A 24,922-nucleotide genomic window follows, 5' to 3' on the forward strand; every position below is an offset into this window, starting at 1 on the left:
GATCCTGCCTTATTCCACCGGCTTCAGGCGGAGCAGGTGCACGAGGCGCATGCGGTTGTTGTCATGGTTCTCCGGGTTCATGACGGGTTCCTTGTCCGTCACCCAGCCGGTGAAGCGCTTGGTCGAATACTGGAACCAGGTCGGGCCGTTGAAGATCGGAACCATCGGCAGGTCGTCGGCGACGATCACCTGGATGTCGTTGAAGAGCTTCTTGTGCTCCTCATCCGTCGTCACCTTGCGATAGGCATCGAACAGGGCGTCGAGCTTCGGATTGGAGTAACGCGACGGTGCGGTGGTGATGCGGCCGGCAAAGGCTGTTGACATCGACTGGTAATAGCCGCGGAACGGCGTCGAGCCGTCGGCGCGTGACTGGAAGGCCACGTCGAAGCTGCCTTCGAGCAGCTGCTTCTGCCACTGTTCGTATTCCGGCGTCGCGACCGAGGTGTTGAGGCCGGCGGCGCGCAGGCCTTCGGCGGCGATCTGCGCGGTGTCGATCCAGTCGGTCCAACCGTTCGGGATGATGATGGTGAAGGCAAGCGGCTTGCCGCTCTTCGTCTTGCGCATGCCGTCATCGCCCTTGGCGTAACCGGCCTCGTCGAGCAGCGTGTTGGCCTTTTCGACGTCGAAGGTCATCCATTCGTCCTTGGCGCCCTCCGCTTCCGGGTTGCGCCAGGCCTCGAAGCGCGGCGGCAGGCCGCTCGCATGCAGGTTCACCTTGGGATAACCGAAGCTTGCAATATCGACCATGGCAGTGCGGTCCATGGCAAGGCTGAAGGCGCGGCGGAAGTTGATGTCGTCGAAGGCTTCCTTCTTCGCCTCGTCGCTGCTCTTCAGGTTCATCTGGAAGGCGACGGTTTCGGCCGGCGGCTGCCAGTAACCGTTATGCTCGGGGTCGAGCGCCACGAAGGTCTTGTCGATTTCCGGCAGAAAGGAACCGATCCAGTCGAGATTGCCTTCCGGCAGCAGCGCCAGCATCTGGTCGTTGCCGGCGATCTGCGGCAGCTTCAGGCAATCGACATGCAGCGAGGCGGCATCCCAGTAGTTCGGGTTGCGGCACTGTTCATAGACCTGCGGCGTGAACCGGCGGATCTCGGTCATCGGGCCGGAACCGACCGGCTTTTCGTTCTTGAAGGCGACGGGATCGCTGACATCCTTCCAGATGTGCTCCGGCACGACTGCCAGATCGGAGATCGATTCCGGGAACTGGCTGTTGACGCCCTTGAGGTGGATGACCACCTCGGCCGGCGAAGGCGTCTCGACGGAGGCGATGGTCTCGCCGACGCCGGCGGTGTCGAGGGCCGGGTTCTTCAGCATCAGGTCGAGCGTGTATTTGACGTCCGCTGAGGTCAGCGGCTGGCCGTCGGACCATTTGACGTCGGGCCGCATCGTATAGGTGATCGATGTCATGTCGTCGGAGAACTTGAAGTCCGTGGCAAGGCGGAAGACCGGCTTGCCGCCGTCATCGGGATTGAAGATGACCAGGGGTTCGTAGATGAAATCCATCGTGCTCTGGCGGCGTCCGCCGAGGTCGAACGGGTTGAAATTCTGCACCCAGCTCGTCTGTTCCTCGATGTGCATGGTGAGCACGGCCTCGGCATTCGCCGACGTCGCGAAAGCCCCGCCGGCCATCAGCGCGGTGATCATCGCCGCCGCCGACAGAAGCAGCGCCCGCCGCGTCATGGACAGATAATCCTTTGTATTGATTGGCATTTCATTCCCCTTTTCGCTCTCGTTTTTAAGAGTCAATCAATTTGATTTAATCAAAGGCTGATTTTTTCCGCGCCGTCAATCGGGGTCCGAAAAAAATGTTTGGGGCGTGCTGGCCGTCGATTTTGAGAGGCTAGGTCGTCCGGAAAGATGGTGGTGACAACGCGCGTCTGCTCCGGTTTCTGGGGCGCCGAGCCGTAGCCGTCGGCTGTTGCCCGGCGCGATTTTTTCTGTGGTGCCCTTGACGGAAATTCGAAACCGTTATTTAGTTCGGTGACTGAACGAATTAAATGAGGCGAATGTGAGCGAGACCCTTCGGATATCCCGGAAATTCTCCCAGCGGGCGGTCATGGAAACGATCGTGCAGGGCGGCCCCATCTCGCGCGCCTCGATCTCCAAGCAGACGGGCCTCTCCAAGCAGACGATCTCGGAAATCGTGCGCCAGCTCGAAATCGAGGGCTGGGTGCGTGAGACCGGACGCACCAGCGGCCATGTCGGCCGCACCGCCGTGACCTACGAGTTGGTGCCGGATGCCGCCTATATCGCCGCCGTCGATCTTGGCGGCACCAAGGTGCGCGTCGCCATCGCCGATCTCACCTGCCAGGTCTTCGCCGAGGACGTCGCGCCGACCGACCCGCGCGGCGGTCAGGCGGTTGTCGACCAGATCGTCGACATGTGTTTTCGCGCCGCCGATGCGCAGGGGATCGCTCGCGAGCGCATCCGGCTTGCCGTGATCGGCGCGCCCGGCGCGCCTGATGACAAGACCGGCCGCATCCTGCTTGCCCCGAACATTCCCCATCTCGACACGATGAACGTCGCCGCCGCCTTCGAAAAAGGGTTCGGCTTCGATGTCATGCTGGAAAACGACGTCAACCTCGCCGTGCTCGGCGAGAACTGGCTGGGGCAGGGGCAGGGTATCGACAATCTTGCTTACATCGCGCTTGGCACGGGTATCGGCGGCGGCCTGATGGTTGGCGGCAATCTGGTGCGCGGTGCCAGCCATGCGGCGGGCGAGCTCGGCTTCCTGCCCTTCGGTGCCGATCCCTTCGAGCCCGAATCCCTGCATTACGGTGCTTTCGAGCGCGTCGTCGCCTCCGCTGGCATCATCGACCGTTTTCGCGCGGCAAGCGGCAAGACGCTGTCGGTGCCGGCGATCTTCGATCTTGCGACCGAAGGCGATGTCGATGCGCTGAAGGTGCTCGACGACACGGCGCGCCTGCTGTCGCGCGGCATCGGCGCCATCGCCGTCATCGCCAATCCGCAGAAGGTCATCCTCGGCGGCTCCATCGGCCTGCGCCCGGAAATGCTGGAGCGGGTCAAGATTTTCCTGCCGCAGTGCTTCCCCTATCCGATCGATGTCGAGGCAAGCGCGCTCGGCGCGCGTGCGGCTCTGGTCGGCGCCGCCGCCATCGGGCTTGGCCACCTGCACAACACGCTGTTTGGTGCCGATACGCCTGACAGCCGCATCTCGCTGCCACCGGCCAGCACCGTCGCGCTGCGGGAGGTCGCCCAATGACGGCTATCCTCACCGAGCGCCTGCGCGCCGCCCTTGACCATGATGACGCCATCGCGCTGCTGCGCGGCGCCATCGGCTGCAACAGCGTCACCGGCAACGAGGCGGCCGTCGTTTCCTATCTCGAAGCGCAGATGCGTGCGCGCGGCATCGAGGCCGTCGAGACCGCGGAGTTCCTGCCGGGCCGCCCCAACGTCTGGGGTGAGCGCAAGGGCGTGACCGGCGACCGCCGCCTGCTGTTCATCGGCCATACGGACACCGTCCATGTCGAAGGCTGGCGCGAGCATTGGGCCGGCACCGAGCGCGAAGACCCCTTCGGTGCGCCGATCATTGACGGCGCGATCTGGGGGCGCGGGGCAGGGGATCTGAAGGCCGGCATCTGCACCTCGCTTGCCGCCCTCTCCCTGCTGGACAAAGCCGGCATCCGCCTCGCCGGCGATATCGGCTTCGCCTTTGTCGGCGACGAGGAGAGTGGCGAGCCCGGCTCCGGCGTCTCGGCCGGCGTGAAGGATTATGTCGCGCGCATCGAAAGCGGCGCCGTCGACCGCCCCGATTTCACCGTCTATGTCGAGCCGACCCGCCTTGCCGTCTATTCCGCGCAGATCGGCTTCTTCATTGCCGACATCACCATCACCGGCAAATCCGCCTATTTCGGTGTGCCGGAACTCGGCAAGGATGCGCTGAAGGCAAGCCATGCCGTCATGTCTGCCCTCTGGCGCCACTCCGACGCGATTTCCGCCCGCGCCGAACATGACCTGATCGGTCGCGGTTTCCTGCTCATCACCGGCCTGCAAGGCGGCGGCTTCATCGCCGTGCCGGAGACCTGCAAACTCTCGCTGATCCGCAAGCTCCTGCCGGGGGAATCGCTCGATACGGCGGCGGCCGAGATGGAGGCCGTCATCCGCGGCGCCGTCCAAGATTCCGAGATCCGCGTCGAGATCGCCTATCCCGCCGGCCGCGACCATGCGCTCGGTGGCACCGCGGCGGAGATCGCATCGGATCGTCCGGAAGTCGCCCTGCTGTCGGCAGCCGTGGCCGCCGCCATGCCCGGCCGCGGCTTGGTTGAAGGGGCGCCCTTCTGGTCGGAATCGCCGTTCTTCGTCAACCGGCTCGGTGTGCCCGCGGTCTATTGCGCGCCCGGCGATATCCGGAACTGCCACACATTCGAGGAGCATGTCGATGTCGAGGAATATCTCGCCGGCATCGTCGCCTTCGCGAGCTTCATGGCCGGCTATTGCGGCGTGATCGACTGAGTGAACGAACAATCAAAAGAGGGAACGACATCATGTTCATGCGGAAATTTCTGAGTGCCAGCGTGCTGGCGGGCCTGCTACTTTCGACGGCGCCTGCTTTTGCCCAGACCGTCGGCCCGGCCGGCGAAGCGGCCACCCCGAGCGCCGAAGTGACGCTTTCGGATGCGGATATCGCGGCGCTGAAGGACAAGGGCTACAAGGCGGCGCTGCTCTGGCACACCTCCTCCGATTTCGTGAACGCCGTGACGGCGGGCGCCAAGGATGAATTCGCCCGTGCGGGCGTCGAGGTCGTGGTGCAGACGGATGCCGGCTTCGATGCCGCACGCCAGCGCTCGGACATCGAGACGGCGCTCGCCGCCAAGCCGAATGTCATTCTGGCGTTGCCGCTCGATCCGGTCACGTCGGCGGAAGCCTTCCGCCAGGCGGTCACCGATGGCAGCAAGCTGGTCTTCCTGTCCAACCTGCCGGCCGACTACAAACACGGCAAGGACTATGCGGCGATCGTTACAGACGATCTCTTCCAGATGGGCAAGCAGGCGGCCGATGCGCTGGCCAAGGCGATGGGTGGCAAGGGCAAGGTCGGCTGGATCTTCCACGATGCGACCTACTACGTGACCAACCAGCGAGACAACGCCTTCAAGTCGACCATCGAGAAGGATTACCCTGACATCAAGATCGTTGCCGAGCAGGGCATCACCGATCCGGCCCGTGCTGAGGAGCTTGCCAGCGCCATGCTGCTGAAGCATCCCGATCTCGACGGCATCTATGTCACCTGGGCGGAACCGGCTGACGGCGTGCTCGCGGCGCTGCGCGCAGCCGGCAACACCAGCACGAAGATCGTGACGCTCGATCTTGCCGAACCCGTCGGCCTCGATATGGTCAAGGATGGTGCCGTCGTCGCGCTCGTCGCGGACAAGGCCTATGAACTCGGCCGCACCATGGCCGCGACCGGCCTGAAGTCGCTGCTCGGCCAGGAAACGCCCGCCTTCATTGTTGCCCCGGCGCTCACCGTCACCAAGGACAACGTGGTGGAAGGCTGGAAAGAATCGCTCAATCGCGACGCGCCGCAGAGCATTCTCGACGCCGCGAAGTGATCCCCGGAGGGCGCTTCGGCGCCCTCCCATCACCGGTTTCATTGGAGGAAAAACGATGCCCAGATTTTCAGGACTGTCGGCGCTCGCTGCCGCGTGCCTTGTTTCCACCAGCCTGTTTGCCGCCGATGGCGCGACCATCGGTCCGCATGGCGAAAAGCCCACCCCGGCTGCCTCCGTCACGCTGACGGACGCCGAGATCGCCAAGATCAAGGAGGGCAAATATTCCGCCGCCCTCGTCTGGCACGAGATGAGCGAATATACCGGCGCGGTCGATCGCGGCGCCAAGGATGAGCTTGCAGCACTCGGCATCGAAGTGGTGGCGCAGACGGATGCCGGTTTCGATGCGGCCCGCCAGCAGGCCGATGTCGAGACGGTGCTTGCCAAGAAGCCGACCATCATCCTGTCGCTGCCGGTTGACCCGGCGACGGCTGCTGCTGTCTACGATCCCGCCCGCAAGGCCGGCGTGAAGCTCGCCTTCGTCGACAATTCGCCCGCCGGCTACGAACACGGCAAGGACTATGTGACGATCGTCTCCGACGACCTGTTCCAGATGGGCAGCAAGGCGGCGGATGCCATGGCCGCCGCGCTCGGCAAGAAGGGCAAGCTCGGCTACATCTTCCACGATGCCGATTTCTACGTGACCAACCAGCGCGACCAGGCGTTCAAGAAGACGATCGAGCAGGATTATCCCGACATGTCGATCGTTGCCGAGGCCGGCATGGCCGATCCGGCGCGCGCCGAGGAGATCGCCCAGGGCCTGCTCACCCAGAACCCGGATCTCGACGGCATCTACGTCACCTGGGCCGAACCGGCGCTCAGCCTGCTCTCCAGCCTGAAGGCCGCCGGCAACACGAAGACGAAGATCGTCACGCTCGACCTCAACGAGCCGGCAGCACTCGACATGGTCAAGGGCGGCAATTTCGCGGCGATCGTCGCTGATGAGGCCTACAATATCGGCCGCACGGCCGCACGCGCTGCTGCCGGCTCGCTGATCGGCAAGGAGGCGGCGCCCTTCCTCGTCGTGGATTCGCTTGCCGTCACCAAGGATAGCGTGCTCGACGGCTGGAAGGCCTCGCTCAACAAGGATGCGCCCGAAAGCATCGTCGAAGCGCTGAAATAAGCCCCTTGGCGGGAGCACGTCTCCCGCCGAACGACCCGGCTCCCGTGAGGATGATCGCCATGTCCCAACAAAAGCAGACGGCCACGCCGTTGTCGGCGCCGATGGAGAGACCGCCTCTTCTGAAGCGCATCAATCTCCAGCAATACGTCGTCTATCTCGGCTTCCTGGCGATCTTCCTGTTCTTTGCCATCGTGTTGCGCGACAGCGGCTTCCTGACGGTGCGCAACCTCTCCAACATCGTGTTGCAGACCGCACCCGCGACGATCATGGCGATCGGCCTCGTCTTCGTGCTTTCGGCCGGCGAGATCGATCTCTCCATCGGCTCGATCGTCGCCGTCTCGGCCCTTGCCGCCGCCGTCACCATCAATGCCTATGGCATGCTTGCCGGTATTGCCGTCGGGCTCGGTGCGGGCCTTGCGATCGGTCTCGTCAACGGTGTGCTCGTCGCCTATGTGCGCCTGCCGTCCTTCCTGGTGACGCTGGCGACGATGGGGCTCTTTGCCGGCGTGGCGCGGTCGCTGACCGACCTGCGATCTATCCCCGTCACCGACAGCGCCTTCACCGGCTTCTTCGGCTCCGGCGCGTTGCTCGGCATCCCCTCACTCGTCTGGTGGACGGTCATCGCCATCCTCATCGGCCATATCGTCTATCGCGAAACCCGCTTCGGCGCCCATGTGCTGGCGACCGGCGACAACAACCGCGCGGCGAGTGTCTCCGGCATCAGCGTGCCGCGCATCCGGCTGGCCGTCATGATGCTCTCGGGCGGTCTCGCGGCGCTTGCCGGCCTGCTCTATGCCGGCCGCCTGCAGGCGGCGAAGTACACGCTCGGCGAGACCGACCTGATGACGGTCATCGCCGCCGTCATCGTCGGCGGCACGCTGCTCAATGGCGGCAAGGGCTCAGTCGTCGGTGCGCTCGTCGGCTCGCTGATGATGGGCATGCTCAACAACGGCCTCATCCTGATGGGTCTGTCCGTTTCCGACCAGATGATCGTTCGTGGTCTGATCATTCTTGCCGCAGTCGCCGTCTCGCTGCGCGAAAAAGCCCGCTGAAGGAGGATTTCATGTTTCTCGACGTTCTGCGCCGCCGCAACCCCGCCTTCATCGAGGCCGCCATGGCACTGCACCAGCAGGGCCGGATTCCCGCCAATGCCTATGTGCTCGATCTCGATGCCGTCGAGGCCAATGCCCGCGTGATCAAGGCCGAGGCCGACAAACACGGCCTGAAGACCTTCGCCATGACCAAGCAGGTCGGCCGCGCGAGTTCCTTCTGCGCTGCCGTGCAGCGCGGCGGCATCGACCGCGCCGTCGCCGTCGACATGGCCTGCGCCCGCGCCACACACAAGGCCGGCCTCAAGGTCGGCCATCTCGGCCATCTCCAGCAGGTCGCCCGCCATGAGGCGAAGGCGGCGGCAGACCGCTTCCGGCCGGATTACTGGACCGTCTTTAATGACACGAAGGCCGAGGAGGCTGCCGCCGGCGCAAAAGCTGCCGGCTACGTGCAGAACCTGCTCGCCCGCATCCGCGCCGAGGGCGATACCTTCTATCGCGGCCATGAGGGCGGTTTCGATGCGGCCGATGTTGCCGGCGTCGCCGACCGTCTGGATGCGCTCGAGGGTGGTCGCTTCGCCGGCATCACCACCTTCCCGGCGCTGCTTTTCGATCATGCCAGCCGCAAGGTCCTGCCGACGCCGAACCTTGCGACATTGACGAAGGCCGCCGAGGCGCTGGCCAAGGCCGGGCGCCGTGATATCGAGGTCAACGCCCCCGGCACGACCTCGTCGGTGCTGCTTGCCGCGCTCGCCGAGGCCGGTGCGACGCAATGCGAGCCGGGCAACGGCCTGCACGGCACGACGGCGCTGCATGTCATGGAAGACCTGCCGGAACTGCCCGCCGTGCTCTATCTCACCGAGGTCTCGCACCTTTCGGGCGGCAAGGCCTATTGCTTCGGCGGCGGCTTCTATATCGATCCGATCTTCCCCGATTACGATGTGAAGGCCATCGTCGGCCGCGAGCCGACCGTTGCGGCAAGTGCGCTACGCAGCGTCGAGGTGCCGCCGCCCTCGGCCATCGATTATTATGCGATGATCGATGCCGGAGGCCCCGCCGCGCCGCAACCCGGCGACACTGCCGTCTTCGGCTTCCGCGGACAGGCCTTCGTCACGCGTGCCTTTGTCGTCGGCGTCTCCGGCATCTCGAAGGGGGCGCCAAAGGTCGAGACTATCGAAAACAGTTTCGGCGAAACCGCCGCCTGGCCGGTCTAGGAGTACGCGCGATGCAGACCTCATCTTCCGAACCCGTTCTCGTCCTGAAGGATATCCGCAAGAGTTTCGGCGCCGTCACGGCCATCGAGAATTTTTCGCTCGATATCCGTCCGGGCGAGATCGTGGCACTCGTCGGTGACAATGGCGCCGGCAAGTCGACGCTGATCAAGATCATCTCCGGCGTGCATGCGCCGACCTCGGGCTCGATCACCATCGAGGGCGAGACGGTGTCGATGGCGAGCGCCAGCATGGCCCGCGCCCATGGCATCGAGGTGGTCTATCAGGACCTCGCGCTCGCCGATCAGCAGACCGTCTATATGAATATGTTCCTCGGTCGCGAACCGGTGAACCGTTTCGGCCTGCTCGACCGGCGCACCATGATTTCCGAAACGGAAAAGCTGGTGAAGGAACTCGACGTGCGCATTCCCTCCGCGCACGCCACGATCCGCGACCTTTCCGGCGGCCAGCGGCAGGGCGTGGCGATTGCGCGCGCGACGCGCTGGGCAAGCAAGCTCATCCTGCTCGACGAGCCGACCGCGGCGCTCGGCGTTGCCGAGACGGCCAAGGTGGAGGCGATCGTGCAGTCGCTGAAATCGCGCAATATCGGCGTGCTGATCATCAGCCACAGTCTCGATCAGGTGTTCAAGTTGTCGGATCGCATCTGCGTCCTGCGCCGCGGCAAGCAGATCGGCATCCGCAATACGGCCGAAACGAACAAGAACGAGATCGTCTCGATGATAACAGGCCTGAACTGAGAGCCGTTTGAGGCCTGCTGCCACTTTCTGGCGGCAGGCCTCTTCTATAGACTGGCGCCATGTCCAGATCCGAGCGCCTTTTCGATCTCCTGCAAGCCCTGCGTCGCCATCGCCGGCCGGTCAGCGGCAAGGCGCTGGCGGATGAAACCGGCGTAAGCCTCCGCACCCTCTACCGCGACATTGCCAGCCTCCAGGCGCAGGGTGCCGATATCGAGGGTGAGCCGGGCGTTGGTTATGTGCTGAAACCCGGCTTTCTCCTGCCGCCGTTGATGTTTTCTGCCGAGGAGATCGAGGCGCTGGTGCTCGGCACCCGCTGGGTCGCCGACCGGGCGGACAGTCATCTGAGCGGTGCCGCGCGCAATGCGCTGGCAAGGATCGCCGCCGTGCTGCCGGCCGACCTGCGCAATGAACTGGATACCTCGCCCTTGCTCGTCGGGCCGGGTGCAAAACTGCCCGCCGATACCATCGATGTCGCGCTGCTGCGCAAAGCGATCCGCATGGAGCGCAAATTGGCGATTACCTACCGCAGCGGTTCCGGCGAAGCTTCGGCCCGCACCATCTGGCCCTTTGCGCTCTCCTTCTTCGATCATGCCCGCGTGGTCATCGGCTGGTGCGAATTGCGCGAGAATTTCCGCCATTTCCGAACCGACCGGATCGAAAAGGCCGACGTTCTGGATATCCGGTATCCGAGACGGCGGCAGGCCATGCTGCGGGCATGGCGCGAGGCCGAAGGCATTCCGCTTCGTGGTGCATGATGCTGCCAGAAACTGACAGCATGCGGTGTTAGCTTTCTCCTATCCAACCAAGACAGGAGAACACCATGTCCAACAGCCTTCTTCTCTACGTAGAGGACGCGGCCGAGAGCGGCCGCTACTACGAACGCATCCTCGGCCAGAAGCCGGTCGAGGCGAGCCCGACCTTCGTCATCTTCGTCCTGAAATCCGGTCTCGGCCTCGGCCTGTGGCGGCGCGATGGTGTCGAGCCGGCACCGTCGGTTCCGGGCGGGGGATCGGAAATCGGCTTCAAGGTCGATAGCGCCGCCGAGGTCGATCAATGGCATGCCGAATGGCGCGCTAATGGCGCCACAATCCTGATGCCGCCGACGGAGCTGGATTTCGGTCGCAGCTTCGTCGCCACCGATCCCGACGGGCATCGCCTGCGCGTCTATACCGTCACGGATGGAGGCTGAGCCATGGCGCGCGCCTGGATCGCTGTCGCTTCGGCCGAACATGTGCGCATCGGGCGCGCTCAGGGTTTCATGCAGGTTTGTCACGGCAAGAGTGGCCCGCTGCGGCGGACCGCTGCCGGCGACACCGTCATCTATTATTCGCCCGCCGAGACCATGCGCGGCAAGGACCGCCTGCAGGCCTTCACGGCGATCGGCACGATTGTCGATCGCTTGCCCTATCAGTCGGAGATGGCGCCCGGCCTCCTGCCCTGGCGCCGGGATGTCGCGTGGTGGACGGCGGCGGCGATGCCGATCCGGCCGCTTCTCGACCAACTCGCCTTCACGCGGGCCGGAAACTGGGGGTACCAGCTGCGCTTCGGTCTCTTCACCATCGAGCCGGAGGACGCGTCTCGCATCGCGGTGGCCATGCAAAACGGTCTTTGATGGCGTGGTTTCGATAGTTGTTTTCTATCAAGCCATACGAACCATCCCCTTGATACGCCGGGCCGGATGGCAAATACAGGAGGCATGAACGCACCTTTTATCGGAAAGAAGTCCTCTGCGGCCGGCGGCTGGGGGGCGTTGAAGAGTTGTGGCAAGCAGCTTTTGCAAAGCGGCATGCCGATCTCCGGCGCGCGCACCCTGCTCAAGGCCAACCAGCCCGACGGCTTCGATTGCCCCGGTTGCGCCTGGGGTGATCCCGAACACGGCTCCTCCTTCGAATTCTGCGAAAACGGTGTGAAAGCCGTGGCCTGGGAAGCGACGGAAAAGCGCGCCTCGCCGGCCTTTTTCGCCGCGCATACCGTGTCGGAGCTGCGCAAGCTGACAGACTACGAGCTGGAACTGCACGGCCGGCTGACCCATCCGATGCGCTATGATGCGGCCAGCGACAAATACCTGCCCGTTTCCTGGGCGGACGCGTTCGGCGAGATCGGCGGGATCCTCAAGGGCCTCGACAGCCCTGATCGTGCCGAGTTCTACACTTCCGGCCGCGCCAGCAACGAGGCGGCCTATCTCTACCAGCTCTTCGTGCGGCTCTACGGCACCAACAATTTTCCGGACTGCTCGAACATGTGCCACGAGGCGAGCGGTGTCGGCCTGCGCCAGTCGGTCGGCGTCGGCAAGGGCACTGTGCTGTTGGAGGATTTCGAGGAAGCGGATGCGATCTTCGTGATCGGCCAGAACCCCGGCACCAACCATCCGCGCATGCTGGGCGACCTGCGCCGCGCGGCCCTGCGCGGCGCGCGCATCGTCGTGTTCAACCCCATCCGTGAGCGCGGACTGGAGCGGTTCTCCGATCCGCAGGACAAGATCGAGATGCTGCGCGGCGGTTCCACGGATATCGCCAGCCACTATTTCCAGCCGCAGCTCGGCGGCGACATGGCGGCGGTGCGCGGCATGGCCAAGGCGGTGTTTGCCGCCGAGGAGGCCGCCGTTGCGATGGGCCTGCCGTCTGTGCTTGACCATGCCTTCCTTGCGGAGCATTGCGTCGGTCTGGACGATTACCGCGCCGCCGTGGCGGCGACGGACTGGGCAACCATCGAGGACCAGTCCGGCCTGACCCGCGCCGAGATCGAGCGGGCGGCGGATGTCTATATGACCGCAGAGCGCGTCATCTGCACCTGGGCGATGGGCGTCACCCAGCATCTGCATTCCGTGGCGACGATCCGCGAAATCACCAATTTCATGCTGCTGCGCGGCAATATCGGCAGGCCGGGCGCCGGCCTTTGCCCCGTGCGTGGCCATTCCAATGTGCAGGGCGACCGCACCGTCGGCATCAACGAAAAGCCGCCGGCCGCCTTCCTTGATGCGCTGGAGAAGCATCTGGGCGTGCCCATGCCGCGCAAGGACGGGCACAATGTGCTTGCCGCGATCGGCGCGATGCTGGATGGCTCGGCCAAGGTCTTCATCGGTCTCGGCGGCAACTTCGCCCGCGCGACGCCGGATAGCGCCCTGGTCGAACAGGCGCTGCGCCGGTTGAAGCTGACGGTGAATATCGCCACCAAGCCGAACCATTCGCATCTGATGCCGGGCGAGGTCTCCTTCATCCTGCCCTGCCTCGGGCGTACGGAGATGGACCTCAATTCGGCCGGCAATTCACAGCTCATTAGCGTCGAGGATTCCATGAGCATGGTGCACGGTTCCGCCGGCATCAACCGCCCGGCCTCGCCGCACCTCCTCTCGGAAGTCGGCATCATCGCCGGTATTGCGGCGGCGACCGTCGGTAACGGCACGGTCGACTGGGCGGCGCTCGCCGACGATTACGACCGCATTCGCGATCATATCGAGGCGACCATTCCGGGTTTCGAGGACTTCAACAAGCGGCTGCGCAAGCCGCGCGGTTTCCATCTGCGCAACAGCGCGGCACACCGGGAATGGGACACGCCGGAGCGCAAGGCGGCCTTCTTCTCCGGTCCGCTTCCGCAGGAAACGGTGCATCAGCGCGCCAAGCGCGGCGGCGGGCGTTTCGCGCTCCAGACGTTCCGCTCGCACGACCAGTACAACACCACCGTCTATGGTCTCGACGACCGCTATCGCGGCGTCTATGGCGAGCGGCAGGTCGTGTTCATTCATCCCGAAGATCTGAAGGCGCTTGGTGCTGCGGCGGGCGAGCGGGTCGACATCGTCGGCGACCATGACGACGGCATCGAGCGCATCGCTCCCGATTTTCGCTTCGTGCCCTATGATATCCCGCGCGGCAGCATCGCAGGCTATTATCCCGAGCTGAACGTGCTGGTGCCGCTCGGCAGCGCCGGCGAGGAGAGCGATACGCCGACCTCCAAGTCGATCATGGTGACCTTCCGCAAGCGCGAGGCCGCGTGAACGGGGAAACACCCGAAACCGAGCGCTTCATGGCGCTCGTCGCAAGGCTTCGGGCGGACGATCCGCTCCTGACGCCGATCCAGGCGGGACTGGTCGTGGCCGCCGGTCTCGGCATTGCCGGCGACAGCCGCACCTTTGCCCGTCTGCTCGGCCTTGCCCATGCGCTGGTGTTGCGGGAACTCACGGCCCTTTCCGCCCACGATCTCCTGCGCGTGACGAAGCGCGACGGGCGCACGATGCGCAGCCATTTCGTGCCGGGCGAGGCCGCCGCCCGATATGCTGTTCTTTTCCAGAGAAACGACACGGTCTGATCGGTGATCGCTACCGGTCGCGCATCTGTCGCAAAAACTATTTGACTAAACATTCAGTTTGTTTTCTTCTGCCGCCAGCGCTTTCCTTGGGAGGGTAATGCGGAACCGATGGTCGGGGAGAGGAGCCCGGACCGCGGACGCCATGACGTCGACGGTTGTTTCCAGCCGGTGCGGTGCTGCCGCGCCGATGAGGACGGCTGTCCTGACGGCAGGCCTCCCGAACCGTTCAACAGAGGGAGTATTTTATGCGCCTGCTTTTGACTGCTACCGTGTCGATCCTCGCGCTTCTGCCGCTTGCGCAGGCCAAGGCGGCCGGGGTTCTGAACATCTACAACTGGGGCGAATACACCAATCCGGAGCTCGTCAGGAAGTTCGAGAAGACCTACGACGTCAAGGTGACGCTCACCGACTTCGATTCCAACGACACGGCGATCGCGAAGGCCCGGCAGGGCGGCAATGAATTCGACATCGTCGTGCCGTCCTCGACCTTCGTGAAGATCTGGATCGATGAAGGGCTGCTTCTGGAATCGCGCCCTGACCAGATGGAGAACTTCAAGAATATCGATCCGCGCTGGGTGAATGTCGATTTCGATCCCGGCCGGCACTATACCGTGCCGTGGCAATGGGGCACGACCGGCGTGATGGTCGACAAGTCGGTCTATCCCGGTGACCCCAACACGTCCTCGATCTTTCTCGATCCGCCGCCGGAGCTTATCGGCAAGATCAATGTCATCCCGGAAATGGGGGATATCCTCTCCCTTGCCATCTACCACGAGGGTGGCGGCGCCTGCACGGCCGACAAGGATATTCTGCGCAAGGTGCGCGACCGGCTGGCGGCCGCGCGCGACAAGTGGATCGCGCTCGATTATCCCAGCATCGAGAAATATACCTCCGGCGACTATGCCGCGGGCGTCAGCTGGGGCGGAGCGGCGATGCGCGTGCGGCTGAAGAGCGACCGTTTCGTCTATGGTTATCCGAAGGAAGGCTATCCGATCTGGATGGACAATGTCGCCGTGCTGAAGACGGCGCCGAATGTCGAGAATGCAAAACTGTTCCAGAACTTCATCATGGATCCGGAGAATGCCGCGCTGATCTCCGCCTATGCGCGCTATGCCAATGGCATCAAGGGGTCTGAAAAGTTCATGCCGGAGGAGATGCGCAACGCCCCGGAAATCGACGTGCCGGAAGAGTTCTTCGCCAAGGGCGTTTTCTCGCCGGCCTGCCCGCAGGCGGTCAACGACCTCTACACGAAGATCTGGACCGAGGTGCTGAAGTGATGCGCCAGGCCGACAAAATTCAAACCCCGGAGCCCTCCATGGACGATCTCGACCTGTGTTACCTCAGTGCCCATGAGGCCATAGACTTCTTCAAGCGTAAAAAACTCTCCCCCGTCGAATTGATGGAGGCGACGATCCGCCGGGCCGGGGTGCTGAAAGGCTCGGTCAACGCGCTCACCTATACGCATTTCGACGAGGCTATGGACCTCGCCCGCAAGGCGGAAGCGAAATATGCCAAGGGCGCGCGTACCGGCGTTCTCGAAGGCCTGCCGGTCGGCATCAAGGATGAAAGCGAGATCAAGGGCAAGCCGACCTCGATCGGGTCGCTGATCCACAAGGATCATATCGCGGAGCGCACCTCGACGATGAATGCCCGCGTCATGGCGGCCGGCGGCATCGTGCATGCGCGCACCGCCACACCGGAATATTGCTGCGCCGGTACCACATGGTCGCGGCTCTGGGGCGTCACGCGCAATCCGTGGAACCCGGACTTCACCTGCGGCGGCTCGTCCGGCGGGGCAGGCGCATCGCTCGCCTCCGGCACCTCAACGCTGGCGACGGGGTCAGATATCGGCGGCTCGATCCGCATTCCGGCCTCGGCCTGCGGCGTCGTCGGCTACAAGCCGCCCTATGGCCGCAACCCCGACGACACGCCCTTCAACCTCGACTTCTTCTGCCACACCGGCCCGATGGCCCGCACTGTCAAGGATGCGATCCTGTTGCAGAACGTGATGTGCGGCCCGAGCCCCGACGATATCGTCTCGCTCAGACCGAAGCTGCGCCTGCCGACGGACTACAAGCCGATCAAGGGCTGGAAGATCGCCTTTTCCATGGATCTCGGCGTCTTCCAGGTCGATCCCGACGTGCAGAAGAACACGCTTGCCGCCCTTGATGTCTTCCGCTCGCTCGGCGCGACCGTGGAGGAGGTCGATCTCGGCTGGCCGCCGCATATCCTCAAGGCTGGCATGGGCTATCTCGAGCACATCTTCGGGGCCTATCTCTCGACGCTGCTTGACGAGCACGGCGACAAGATGACCACCTATGCAAGGCAGTTCGCGGAGTTCGGCCGCGCCTCGAAATCCACGGATTTCGTCCACAGCCTGGAGGTCGTCGGCGAGATGTACAAGACGCTCGGCCCGATCCTCGCGCGTTACGACGTGCTCGTCTGCCCGACCAATGCGCTGCCCGCCGTGCGGGCCGACTTCGACCATTCCACAGAAACGCTCGAGATCAACGGCAAGGTGGTCAATCCCTCACTCGGCTGGGTCATGACCACGCCGTTCAACATGATGAGCCGCTGCCCTGTGCTGTCGGTGCCGACGGGCCATGCCGAAAACGGGGTCCCGACCGGCCTGCAGATCGTTGGTCGCACCTATCGCGATGCCGACGTCTTCCGCGCCGGCCTCGCCTTCGAAGAGGCGGTCGGCGGCTGGTACGGCAATGCGTCGAGCCGTCCGCGTCTCTGAGAACCGTTGACCGGCACGGTCCACCGTCCGATAAGGGCGGTGGACCGCTTAAGAGTCTGGAATGATGCGTTGAAGACACCGAAGGCCGCCCTTGCGATCACGCCGGATGAACCCGGCAAAATGGCGACGCCGATGACCAAAACCGGCCGCAAGGACGGCCGGCATGTGCGCGGGCAGGCGAGCGTGCAGCGCATCATCGACACCACCATCCGCCTGATTGCCGAGGAGGGGATCTCCGGCGTCACCATGCAGCGCATCGCCCGCGAGATCGGCTCGTCCAATGCGCTCGTCGTCTTCCACTTCGGCTCGAAGGAAAAGCTTTTCCGCGCCGTGCTGGAATATCTCAACGATCAGTTCGACAGCCTCTGGCAGAGGACCGTGTGGAAACCCGGTCTTTCGGCGGCGGAGCGCGTGGTGGCCTCCATCGATTGCGCCCGACATTTCCGCGTCCAGCATCCCGATTGGGTCACCGTCTGGGTGCTGTTCGGCGGCGACCGTCAGACCACGCAGCTCGACCGCATCATCAGCCTGCCGAGCGACCAGGCTTATCTCGCCCAGTCCCGCGCCTTCCTGACCGAAATAGCGCGCGAGGGTGGCTATGAGAACGTGGATATCGATACGCTGGCCGAGGGGCTGAACTATCTCGTGCATGGCGCCTGGTACTGGGACACGTTCAATCCCGACACGGTCCGGTCCGATGCCTTGCATGCGACCGCGCTGACGCTGTTGCGCCAGGCATTTCCGAAAAGTTTCTGAGCGGGCAAAAAAAGAGCCCCGCACGAAGCGGGGCAGCAAGCGCCACGGTTTGGCTCCCAATGACGCGGGGAAGCTCGCGGGTTGCGCGAGTGATCTCCACCTATGCTCTTGCCCCTCGGCAGGGAAGGTCTGATTCGGCGATTCCGGTACGCCCGTGCAAATAAACTGCAAATGCAGCCATTTTGACCGCGTGCATGCCTATGAAGCGTTCACCTGCGATGCGCCGCGCATGCCGTCGGCCGAGCGGCGCACCACCTCGGCGATCTCCCCGAGCTGTTTGGCCAGTGGCGTCGAGTTTCGCCAGATCATGCCGATCGTGCGCGAGGGTCGGGGCGAGGGAAAGCGAGCGATGGAGACCGGTGCCGAGCGTGTTTCCACCGGAACCGCCATTTCCGGAATAAGGGTAACGCCGATGCCGGCGCCCACCATCTGCACCAGCGTCGAAAGCGAGCTGCCCTCCATGATTTCGCGCGGCCTGGCCGAACCGACGCGGCAAAAGGACAGCGCCTGATCGCGAAAGCAGTGCCCCTCTTCAAGCAGCAGCAGCCGCATTTCGCGCAGCGCGTCTCGCTCGGGCACCGGTTTGCCGTCGTCCTCGCGGCGCCGCACCAGCACGAAGTCTTCGTCGAACAGCTTCATTTCCGTCAGCGAAGGCTCAGAAACCGGTAGCGCCACGATGGCGATATCCAGTTCGCCCTGTGTCAACTCCTGGATGAGCTTGGCTGTCTGCGTTTCACGCACATCGATCTGAATTCCGTCGAAGGCGCGGTTGAGATCGTTTATGATGACCGGCAGCAGATAGGGCGCGACGGTCGGGATGATGCCGATGCGCAGGCGCGCGAGGAAAGGATTGCGCGCCGCGCGGGCAAGCTCGCCCAGTTCATCGACGGCCTGCAGGATATCCCGCACCCGGTGTGCGAAGGTCTCGCCGAAGGCGGTGAGCTTCACATCGCGGGCGCTGCGCTCGAAGAGATTGTTGCCGAGTTCTTCCTCGAGCTCCTTGATTTGCATGGAGAGCGCCGGCTGGGAGATGGCGCAGGCATCGGCAGCGAGGCGGAAGCGGCCGTGCCGCGTCAGTGCCTCGAAATAGCGCAGCTGTTTCAGGGTCAGGTTCGTCATAATTTAAGCTTATCGAAGCGATCAGAAAATCCAACTTAAATTTATCACATGCTTCCGGTAAGGAGAAGGCAAGGAAGGAGTTCCGGGCACATTTGCGGCTCCGCAAGGCGGTCAAGGCTGCAATGTGTTTGCCTTCGACGAGACAATGGACACAACAGGAGAAAACCATGGACCAGAAAACTGACACCGCGGGCAAGTGTCCCGTCGCCCATTCGGTCACCAAGGGTCGCTCGAATCGCGACTGGTGGCCGGACCAGCTGGACGTCCAGGTCCTGCACGGCCATTCCACCCTTTCCGACCCGATGGGCCGGGATTTCGATTATGCCGAAGCCTTCAAGTCGCTCGATCTCGACGCGGTGAAGAAGGATCTTCACGCGCTGATGACGGATTCGCAGGAATGGTGGCCGGCCGACTTCGGTCATTATGGCGGTCTCTTCATCCGCATGGCATGGCACTCCGCCGGCACCTACCGCATCACCGACGGCCGTGGCGGTGCCGGCCAGGGCCAGCAGCGTTTCGCACCGCTCAACTCGTGGCCTGACAACGTCAACCTTGACAAGGCCCGCCGCCTGCTGTGGCCGATCAAGCAGAAATACGGCAACAAGATCTCCTGGGCCGACCTGCTCATCCTCACCGGCAATGTCGCGCTGGAATCCATGGGCTTCAAGACCTTCGGTTTCGCCGGCGGCCGCGCCGACGTCTGGGAGCCGGAAGAACTCTACTGGGGCCCGGAAGGCACCTGGCTGGGTGACGAGCGCTACAGCGGCGAGCGCCAGCTGGCCGAACCGCTCGGCGCCGTGCAGATGGGTCTCATCTACGTCAACCCGGAAGGCCCGAACGGCAACCCGGACCCGCTGGCCTCGGCCCGTGACATCCGCGAAACCTTCGCCCGCATGGCGATGAACGACGAAGAGACTGTCGCGCTGATCGCCGGTGGCCATACCTTCGGCAAGACGCATGGCGCGGGCGACGCGTCCTTCGTCGGCATCGATCCGGAAGGTGGTGAGCTGGAGGCGCAGGGTCTCGGCTGGGCGAGCAAGTTCAACTCGGGCGTCGGCAAGGATGCCATCGGCAGCGGCCTCGAAGTGACCTGGACCTCGACGCCGACCAAGTGGAGCAACAACTTCTTCTGGAACCTGTTCGGCTACGAATGGGAACTGGAAAAGAGCCCGGCCGGCGCTCACCAGTGGGTGGCCAAGGGTGCAGGCGCGACCATCCCGGATGCCTTCGATTCCACGAAGAAGCACCTGCCGCGCATGCTCACCTCCGACCTCGCGCTGCGGTTCGACCCGGCCTATGAGGCGATCTCGCGCCGCTTCCTGGAAAATCCGGATCAGTTCGCCGACGCTTTCGCCCGCGCCTGGTTCAAGCTGACCCACCGCGACATGGGCCCGAAGGCCCGCTACCTCGGCCCGGAAGTCCCGACCGAAGACCTGATCTGGCAGGACGTCATCCCGGCCGTCGATCACCCGCTGGTCGATGACAAGGACATTGCCGACCTCAAGGCCAAGGTTGTCGCCTCCGGCCTCACGGTGCAGGAACTCGTGTCCACCGCCTGGGCCTCGGCCTCGACCTTCCGCGGCTCCGACAAGCGCGGCGGCGCCAATGGCGCGCGCATCCGCCTGGCTCCGCAGAAGGACTGGGAAGCCAACCAGCCGGCACAGCTCGCCAAGGTCCTCGGCGTGCTCGAAGGCATCCAGGCGGACTTCAACGCAGCCCAGACGGGCGGCAAGAAGGTCTCGCTCGCCGACCTCATCGTGCTTGCCGGTGCGGCCGGCGTCGAGAAGGCGGCAAAGGCCGGCGGTTACGACGTCGCCGTTGCCGTCACGCCGGGCCGTGCCGACGCCTCCGACGCACAGACCGATGCTGCCTCTTTTGCAGCGCTTGAGCCGCGCGCCGATGGCTTCCGCAACTATGTGAACGCCAATCGCCAGCAGTTCCTGAAGGCCGAGGAAGCGCTCATCGACCGCGCCCAGCTGCTGACGCTCACCGCGCCGGAACTGACGGTTCTCGTTGGCGGCCTGCGCGTTCTGAACGCCGGTGCGCCGGAACACGGCGTCCTCACCAACCGTCCCGAAGCCCTGACGAATGATTTCTTCGTCAACCTGCTCGACATGGGCACGGTCTGGTCGCCGCTTGCCGACAAGAAGGGCGTCTATGAAGGCCGCGACCGCAAGACGGGTGAAGCCAAGTGGACCGGCACCCGCGTCGATCTGATCTTCGGTTCGCATGCCCAGCTGCGCGCGCTCGCCGAAGTCTACGGCTCGTCGGATGCCGGCCAGAAGTTCGTCAAGGACTTCGTCGCCGCCTGGAACAAGGTCATGAACGCCGATCGCTTCGATCTCGTCTGATCGGCCCGCTCAAGAGGATGGAAATGGCCGGCTTTTGCCGGCCATTTTCGTTCAAGCCTTTGAAAACAAAAAACCCAGGCCGTTTTTGCATGAGGTTTTGCCCAAATTGAATTGGCAAGCCAAGGCAAGTCGCACCAATGTTCCGCGCCAGTGACAACCAATGCGCAATGAGGAACGGATGGGTAGGATCGTCTACATCCACGGTGATTTCGTGCCGGAGGAAGAGGCCCGCATCGGGCTTTTCGATCGCGGTTTCCTGTTCGGCGATGCCGTCTATGAGGTGACGGCCGTCATCGCCGGGCGGATGATCGACAACGACCTGCATCTCGCCCGCCTCGAACGCTCGCTGGGCGAACTCGGCATCGCCCTGCCGCTGCCTAGGTCGGAAATCGAAGCCCTGCAAGCGGAACTGATCGTCCGCAACCGCCTCACGGACGGCACCGTCTATCTACAGGTTTCGCGCGGCGAGGCGGACCGCGATTTCCTCTATCCGCAAGACATGGCGCCGAAACTCATCGGCTTCACTCAGACGAAGACGCTGACTGGCACGAAGGCGCAGCGCGAGGGCATCGCCGTCGATCTGGCCGATGATCCGCGCTGGCATCGGCGCGATATCAAGACGGCTATGCTGCTCGGGCAGGTCATGGCCAAACAGACGGCGCGGACGCGCGGCTTCGACGATGTCTGGCTGGTCGAGGCGGGGCTGGTGACGGAGGGGGCCTCTTCGACAGCGCATGTCATCACCGCTGACGGACGCATCCTCACCCGTGCCGCCTCGAAGGCGACGCTGCCGGGCTGTACGCAGCGGGCCCTGGCCCGCCTCTGCGAAGCTGAAGGCCTGCGCATCGAGGAGCGCGCCTTCACGCCCGAGGAGGCGCAGGACGCGGCTGAAGCGTTCCAAACCTCGGCCTCAAGCCTCGTCATGCCGGTCGTGAAGATCGGCGCGCGAATGATCGGCGATGGCCGGCCCGGCCCGATGACGCGGCGGCTACAGTCGCTCTATCTGGAAGCGGCCGGCGTTCCGGCCTAAGAAAAATCGGGACATCGGAGTGCAGCTATGAAGACGGCGCGGGAATGGGGTTTGATGCCGGAAAGCCGGCTTGCGGTGGGGCCTGACAATGCCATCACGGATGTGCCGGGCGTTGCCGTTGGACATCGTTCGTTGCGCGGCGAGGGTCTCTTTACCGGCGTCACGGCCGTGCTTCCCCATGCGGGCGATCTTTTCCGGGTGAAGCCGCGCGCGGCTGTCGAGGTGATCAACGGCTTCGGCAAGTCGGCGGGCCTGATGCAGGTGGCCGAGCTCGGCACGATCGAGACGCCGATCCTGCTCACCAACACCTTCGGCGTCGCGGCCTGCACGGAGGCGCTGATCCGCCGGGCGATTGCCGCAAATCCGGCGATCGGGCGCAAGACCTCGACGGTCAATCCGCTCGTCTTCGAATGCAACGACGGCAGCATCAACGATATCCAGGCGCTGGCGGTGACACCTGATGATGCGATGGCCGCGCTGGATGCGGCGCGACCCGGTCCGGTCGAGCAGGGGGCGGTGGGTGCCGGTTCCGGCATGACGGCGTTCGGCTTCAAGGCGGGCATCGGCACGGCCTCGTGCATCATGCGCATCGCCAAACGCGATTTCACGCTCGGCACGCTGGTGCTCGCCAATTTCGGTGCGGCCGGCGATCTTGTGCTGCCAGATGGTCGTCGTCCCGATCCGCGCGTACCGGCCACGCCCGAGCGCGGCTCGGTCATCGTCATCATGGCGACGGACCTGCCGCTCGGCGATCGGCAATTGCAACGTGTCGCCCGGCGCGGCGGGGCGGGGCTTGCCCGGCTCGGGGCCTTCTGGGGCCATGGCAGCGGCGACGTCGTGCTTTGTTTCACGACGGCCGATCCCGTCGCGCATGATTCGGTAGAACCGATCACCAGCCAGCAGCGCCTGTCAGACGACCATATCGACCTCGCCTTCCGCGCCGCCGCTGAGGCCACGCAGGAGGCCGTGCTGAATGCGCTCTGCATGGCGCCTGCCACCCTGGCCCGCAATGGCCGCATCTACCCCGCCCTGGCCGACTGGCTGAAGGAGAACCAGACCCCATGAAAGTCTTCATTTCCGCCGATATCGAGGGAACCGCCGGCATTGCCCAATGGGACGAGGCCGACCGTAACCATCCGGACTGGAACGAGTTCCGCGCACTGATGACCGCCGAAGTGGTTGCCGCCTGCGAGGGCGCGCGGGCCGCCGGCGCGACGGAGGTCGTGATCAAGGACGCCCACAGCAGCGGTCGCAACCTCATCCTCGACCGGCTGCCCGATTATGCGCGCATCGTGCGCGGCTGGTCGGGCCATCCGGACGAAATGATGTACGGCATCGACGCCGGCTTCGCCGCCGCGATCTATACCGGCTATCACTCCAAGGCCGGCACGGAGGTCAATCCGCTCGCCCACACCTCCAACATGCGCATTTCGCGCCTGCTGCTGAATGGCGAGGTCGCCTCGGAATTCACCTTCAACGCGCTCTGTGCGGCCGGCTACGGGGTGCCGTCGGTCTTCCTCGCCGGCGACGAGGGCATCTGTGCCGAGGCGCGGGCCATGGTGCCGGGCCTTGCGGCGGTAGAGACGCTGGACGGCCGTGGCCATGCCACGACATCCATCTCGCCCGCCTGGTCGCGGCGCCTCATTCGCGAGGGCGTGGCCGCGGCCCTTTCCGGCGATTTCGCGCAGGCGCTGCCCGCAAAGGCCGAGCACTACGAGGTGATCATCGAGTTCAACACACCGGGCGAGGCCTATCGCGCCAGCTGGTATCCCGGTGCCCGCACACATGGCCTTCGCGCCATCGCCTTCGAGCACAGAGATTTTTCCGAGATCCTGCGTGCGCTGCTTTTCCTCAAGGTCTGATCAGGCCACTTCGCGCTCCAGGAGCAGCTTTGCCGTATGCCACAGGTCTTCGATCTTGCGGCTGCGGCTTGCTGCATGCCGGTAGAGGCGGATTTCAAGATCGAGGTTCCAGCCGGCATCGGCGGAAGCGGGTACGAGGCGTCCGCTTTCGATCTCGTCGCGCGCCAGGCTCTCCGGCAGCCAGCAGATACCCGCTCCCGTCACCGCCATGTTCATCAGCCCGGCACTGATGGTGTTTTCGTGCGTTATGCGGCGGCGGAAGGGCGGGCGGCGCAGCATGAGGCGCGACAGCGCCACGCCAAAGAACGAATTGAAGCCGTAACTCAGATAGGGAATGGCAAGCCGCGGCTGCGCGACGGCGCGGTCGAGAATGTGCAGTCCCGGCTGCGAACCGCCGGGCATGGAGACATGGGCCGCGGCAAGCGGAACCAGCCGGTCATGCGCGACCGTCAGCGATGAAAACTGCCCGCGATCAAGATGGAACGGCACTTCCGGATGGGCGTAGGTGAGAAAGAAATCCGCCTCTTCGCCGACTAGCGCATCCAAGTTAGCCTCGATACCGCCGCGGTCGGCAATCAGCGAGGTGCTGAAGGCGCCGCCGGCCTTTTCGAGGGTTTGCAGCCAGCGCGGAAAGAACGTCACCGTCAACGTATGGAGGGCGGCGAAGCGCACCAGCCCCGGCTCGTGGGAGGGGCGCAGTGCCTCGCGCGCCGCATAGAAGGTGCGGATCGCCTCCTGCGCGACCGGCAGGAAATTGCGGCCGGCCGGCGTCAGCTCGGCCGGCATGGTGGCGCGACTGATCAGCGTGGCGCCGAGCCAGCTTTCAAGCTGCTTGATGCGGCGGCTAAAGGCCGGCTGCGTGACGTTACGCAGATCCGCAGCGCGCGAAAAACTCGACGTGTCGGCGAGCGTCACGAAGTCCTCCAGCCATTTGATCTCCATCGCCGCGCGCCCTCCCGATCCTGTCCACCCGTAAGATCGATCATAAGTCATTCAATCGAAAAGAGTATGCCGTTTCGGCATGGGGTGGTGCCAAAAGCGAATTGGCCAAGCC

The 24,922-nt window shown here is 64.3% G+C and carries 22 protein-coding genes; 19 read left to right on the forward strand and 3 right to left on the reverse strand.

Going from position 1 to position 24,922, the window contains the following annotated elements; all coding sequences use genetic code 11:
* Window positions 1–9: 9 nt before the first annotated feature.
* Window positions 10–1,680 carry an ABC transporter substrate-binding protein gene (locus tag MUU55_RS16845; protein ID WP_425314195.1) on the reverse strand — a complete coding sequence of 557 codons (1,671 nt, stop codon included), beginning with the start codon at window positions 1,678–1,680 and terminating at the stop codon, window positions 10–12.
* Between the two features lie 328 nt (window positions 1,681–2,008).
* Between MUU55_RS16845 and MUU55_RS16850 the strand changes: the two genes are divergently transcribed.
* The 15 genes from MUU55_RS16850 to MUU55_RS16920 all read left to right on the forward strand — a co-directional run bounded on the left by MUU55_RS16850 (window position 2,009) and on the right by MUU55_RS16920 (window position 17,506).
* Window positions 2,009–3,223 carry an ROK family transcriptional regulator gene (locus MUU55_RS16850; RefSeq protein WP_244761905.1) on the forward strand — a complete coding sequence of 405 codons (1,215 nt, stop codon included), beginning with the start codon at window positions 2,009–2,011 and terminating at the stop codon, window positions 3,221–3,223.
* Window positions 3,220–4,473 carry a M20 family metallopeptidase gene (locus tag MUU55_RS16855; RefSeq protein WP_244761906.1) on the forward strand — a complete coding sequence of 418 codons (1,254 nt, stop codon included), beginning with the start codon at window positions 3,220–3,222 and terminating at the stop codon, window positions 4,471–4,473. Before MUU55_RS16850 ends, MUU55_RS16855 begins: the two co-directional genes overlap by 4 nt.
* A 38-nt stretch (window positions 4,474–4,511) precedes the next feature.
* Window positions 4,512–5,567: a substrate-binding domain-containing protein gene (locus MUU55_RS16860; protein ID WP_425314196.1), complete on the forward strand. Its 1,056-nt coding sequence runs from the start codon at window positions 4,512–4,514 to the stop codon at window positions 5,565–5,567.
* 55 nt (window positions 5,568–5,622) lie between these two features.
* Window positions 5,623–6,687, forward strand: coding sequence for a substrate-binding domain-containing protein (locus MUU55_RS16865; protein WP_244761908.1), 1,065 nt, complete (start codon window positions 5,623–5,625; stop codon window positions 6,685–6,687).
* Between the two features lie 59 nt (window positions 6,688–6,746).
* Entirely contained in the window at window positions 6,747–7,739 is a 993-nt protein-coding gene (locus MUU55_RS16870) for an ABC transporter permease (RefSeq protein WP_244761909.1), read from the forward strand.
* A gap of 11 nt (window positions 7,740–7,750) precedes the next feature.
* Window positions 7,751–8,950: an alanine racemase gene (locus MUU55_RS16875; RefSeq protein WP_244761910.1), complete on the forward strand. Its 1,200-nt coding sequence runs from the start codon at window positions 7,751–7,753 to the stop codon at window positions 8,948–8,950.
* Between the two features lie 11 nt (window positions 8,951–8,961).
* The gene (locus MUU55_RS16880) at window positions 8,962–9,705 is read left to right on the forward strand and encodes an ATP-binding cassette domain-containing protein (protein WP_244761911.1); all 744 of its coding nucleotides are present in this window, start codon (window positions 8,962–8,964) and stop codon (window positions 9,703–9,705) included.
* A 59-nt stretch (window positions 9,706–9,764) separates the two neighbouring features.
* Entirely contained in the window at window positions 9,765–10,460 is a 696-nt protein-coding gene (locus tag MUU55_RS16885) for a helix-turn-helix transcriptional regulator (RefSeq protein ID WP_244761912.1), read from the forward strand.
* A 65-nt stretch (window positions 10,461–10,525) separates the two neighbouring features.
* Window positions 10,526–10,894: a VOC family protein gene (locus MUU55_RS16890; protein ID WP_244761913.1), complete on the forward strand. Its 369-nt coding sequence runs from the start codon at window positions 10,526–10,528 to the stop codon at window positions 10,892–10,894.
* A 3-nt stretch (window positions 10,895–10,897) separates the two neighbouring features.
* Window positions 10,898–11,317 (forward strand): EVE domain-containing protein, encoded by a 420-nt coding sequence (locus MUU55_RS16895; RefSeq protein WP_244761914.1) that lies wholly within the window; start codon window positions 10,898–10,900, stop codon window positions 11,315–11,317.
* 84 nt (window positions 11,318–11,401) lie between these two features.
* Complete coding sequence (locus MUU55_RS16900; RefSeq protein ID WP_244761915.1) at window positions 11,402–13,696, forward strand: FdhF/YdeP family oxidoreductase; 2,295 nt, start codon at window positions 11,402–11,404, stop codon at window positions 13,694–13,696.
* Window positions 13,693–14,007 (forward strand): hypothetical protein, encoded by a 315-nt coding sequence (locus MUU55_RS16905; RefSeq protein ID WP_244761916.1) that lies wholly within the window; start codon window positions 13,693–13,695, stop codon window positions 14,005–14,007. The genes MUU55_RS16900 and MUU55_RS16905 overlap by 4 nt, the downstream gene beginning before the upstream one ends.
* A 245-nt stretch (window positions 14,008–14,252) precedes the next feature.
* Window positions 14,253–15,284 (forward strand): extracellular solute-binding protein, encoded by a 1,032-nt coding sequence (locus MUU55_RS16910; RefSeq protein ID WP_244761917.1) that lies wholly within the window; start codon window positions 14,253–14,255, stop codon window positions 15,282–15,284.
* 38 nt (window positions 15,285–15,322) lie between these two features.
* The gene (locus tag MUU55_RS16915) at window positions 15,323–16,750 is read left to right on the forward strand and encodes an amidase (protein WP_244761918.1); all 1,428 of its coding nucleotides are present in this window, start codon (window positions 15,323–15,325) and stop codon (window positions 16,748–16,750) included.
* Between the two features lie 69 nt (window positions 16,751–16,819).
* Entirely contained in the window at window positions 16,820–17,506 is a 687-nt protein-coding gene (locus MUU55_RS16920) for a TetR/AcrR family transcriptional regulator (RefSeq protein WP_244761919.1), read from the forward strand.
* Window positions 17,507–17,704: 198 nt separating this feature from the next.
* On the opposite strand, the gene MUU55_RS16925 is transcribed toward MUU55_RS16920, so the two are convergent.
* Window positions 17,705–18,625, reverse strand: a complete 921-nt coding sequence (locus MUU55_RS16925; protein WP_244761920.1) for a hydrogen peroxide-inducible genes activator — start codon at window positions 18,623–18,625, stop codon at window positions 17,705–17,707.
* A 167-nt stretch (window positions 18,626–18,792) separates the two neighbouring features.
* Between MUU55_RS16925 and katG the strand changes: the two genes are divergently transcribed.
* From katG to MUU55_RS16945, 4 genes are all read left to right on the forward strand, one after another.
* On the forward strand, window positions 18,793–20,976 hold the full coding sequence (katG, locus tag MUU55_RS16930) for a catalase/peroxidase HPI (protein ID WP_244761921.1): 2,184 nt from the start codon (window positions 18,793–18,795) through the stop codon (window positions 20,974–20,976).
* Between the two features lie 178 nt (window positions 20,977–21,154).
* On the forward strand, window positions 21,155–22,006 hold the full coding sequence (locus MUU55_RS16935; protein WP_244761922.1) for a D-amino-acid transaminase: 852 nt from the start codon (window positions 21,155–21,157) through the stop codon (window positions 22,004–22,006).
* Window positions 22,007–22,033: 27 nt separating this feature from the next.
* The gene (locus MUU55_RS16940) at window positions 22,034–23,071 is read left to right on the forward strand and encodes a DmpA family aminopeptidase (protein WP_244761923.1); all 1,038 of its coding nucleotides are present in this window, start codon (window positions 22,034–22,036) and stop codon (window positions 23,069–23,071) included.
* Entirely contained in the window at window positions 23,068–23,868 is an 801-nt protein-coding gene (locus MUU55_RS16945; protein ID WP_244761924.1) for a M55 family metallopeptidase, read from the forward strand. Before MUU55_RS16940 ends, MUU55_RS16945 begins: the two co-directional genes overlap by 4 nt.
* Here the strand turns inward: MUU55_RS16945 and MUU55_RS16950 are convergent, their stop codons facing one another.
* Complete coding sequence (locus MUU55_RS16950; RefSeq protein WP_244761925.1) at window positions 23,869–24,810, reverse strand: LysR family transcriptional regulator; 942 nt, start codon at window positions 24,808–24,810, stop codon at window positions 23,869–23,871.
* Between the last annotated feature and the right edge of the window lie 112 nt (window positions 24,811–24,922).

This window comes from Shinella curvata (assembly GCF_022899935.1).
Classification (GTDB): Bacteria; Pseudomonadota; Alphaproteobacteria; order Rhizobiales; family Rhizobiaceae; genus Shinella; species Shinella curvata.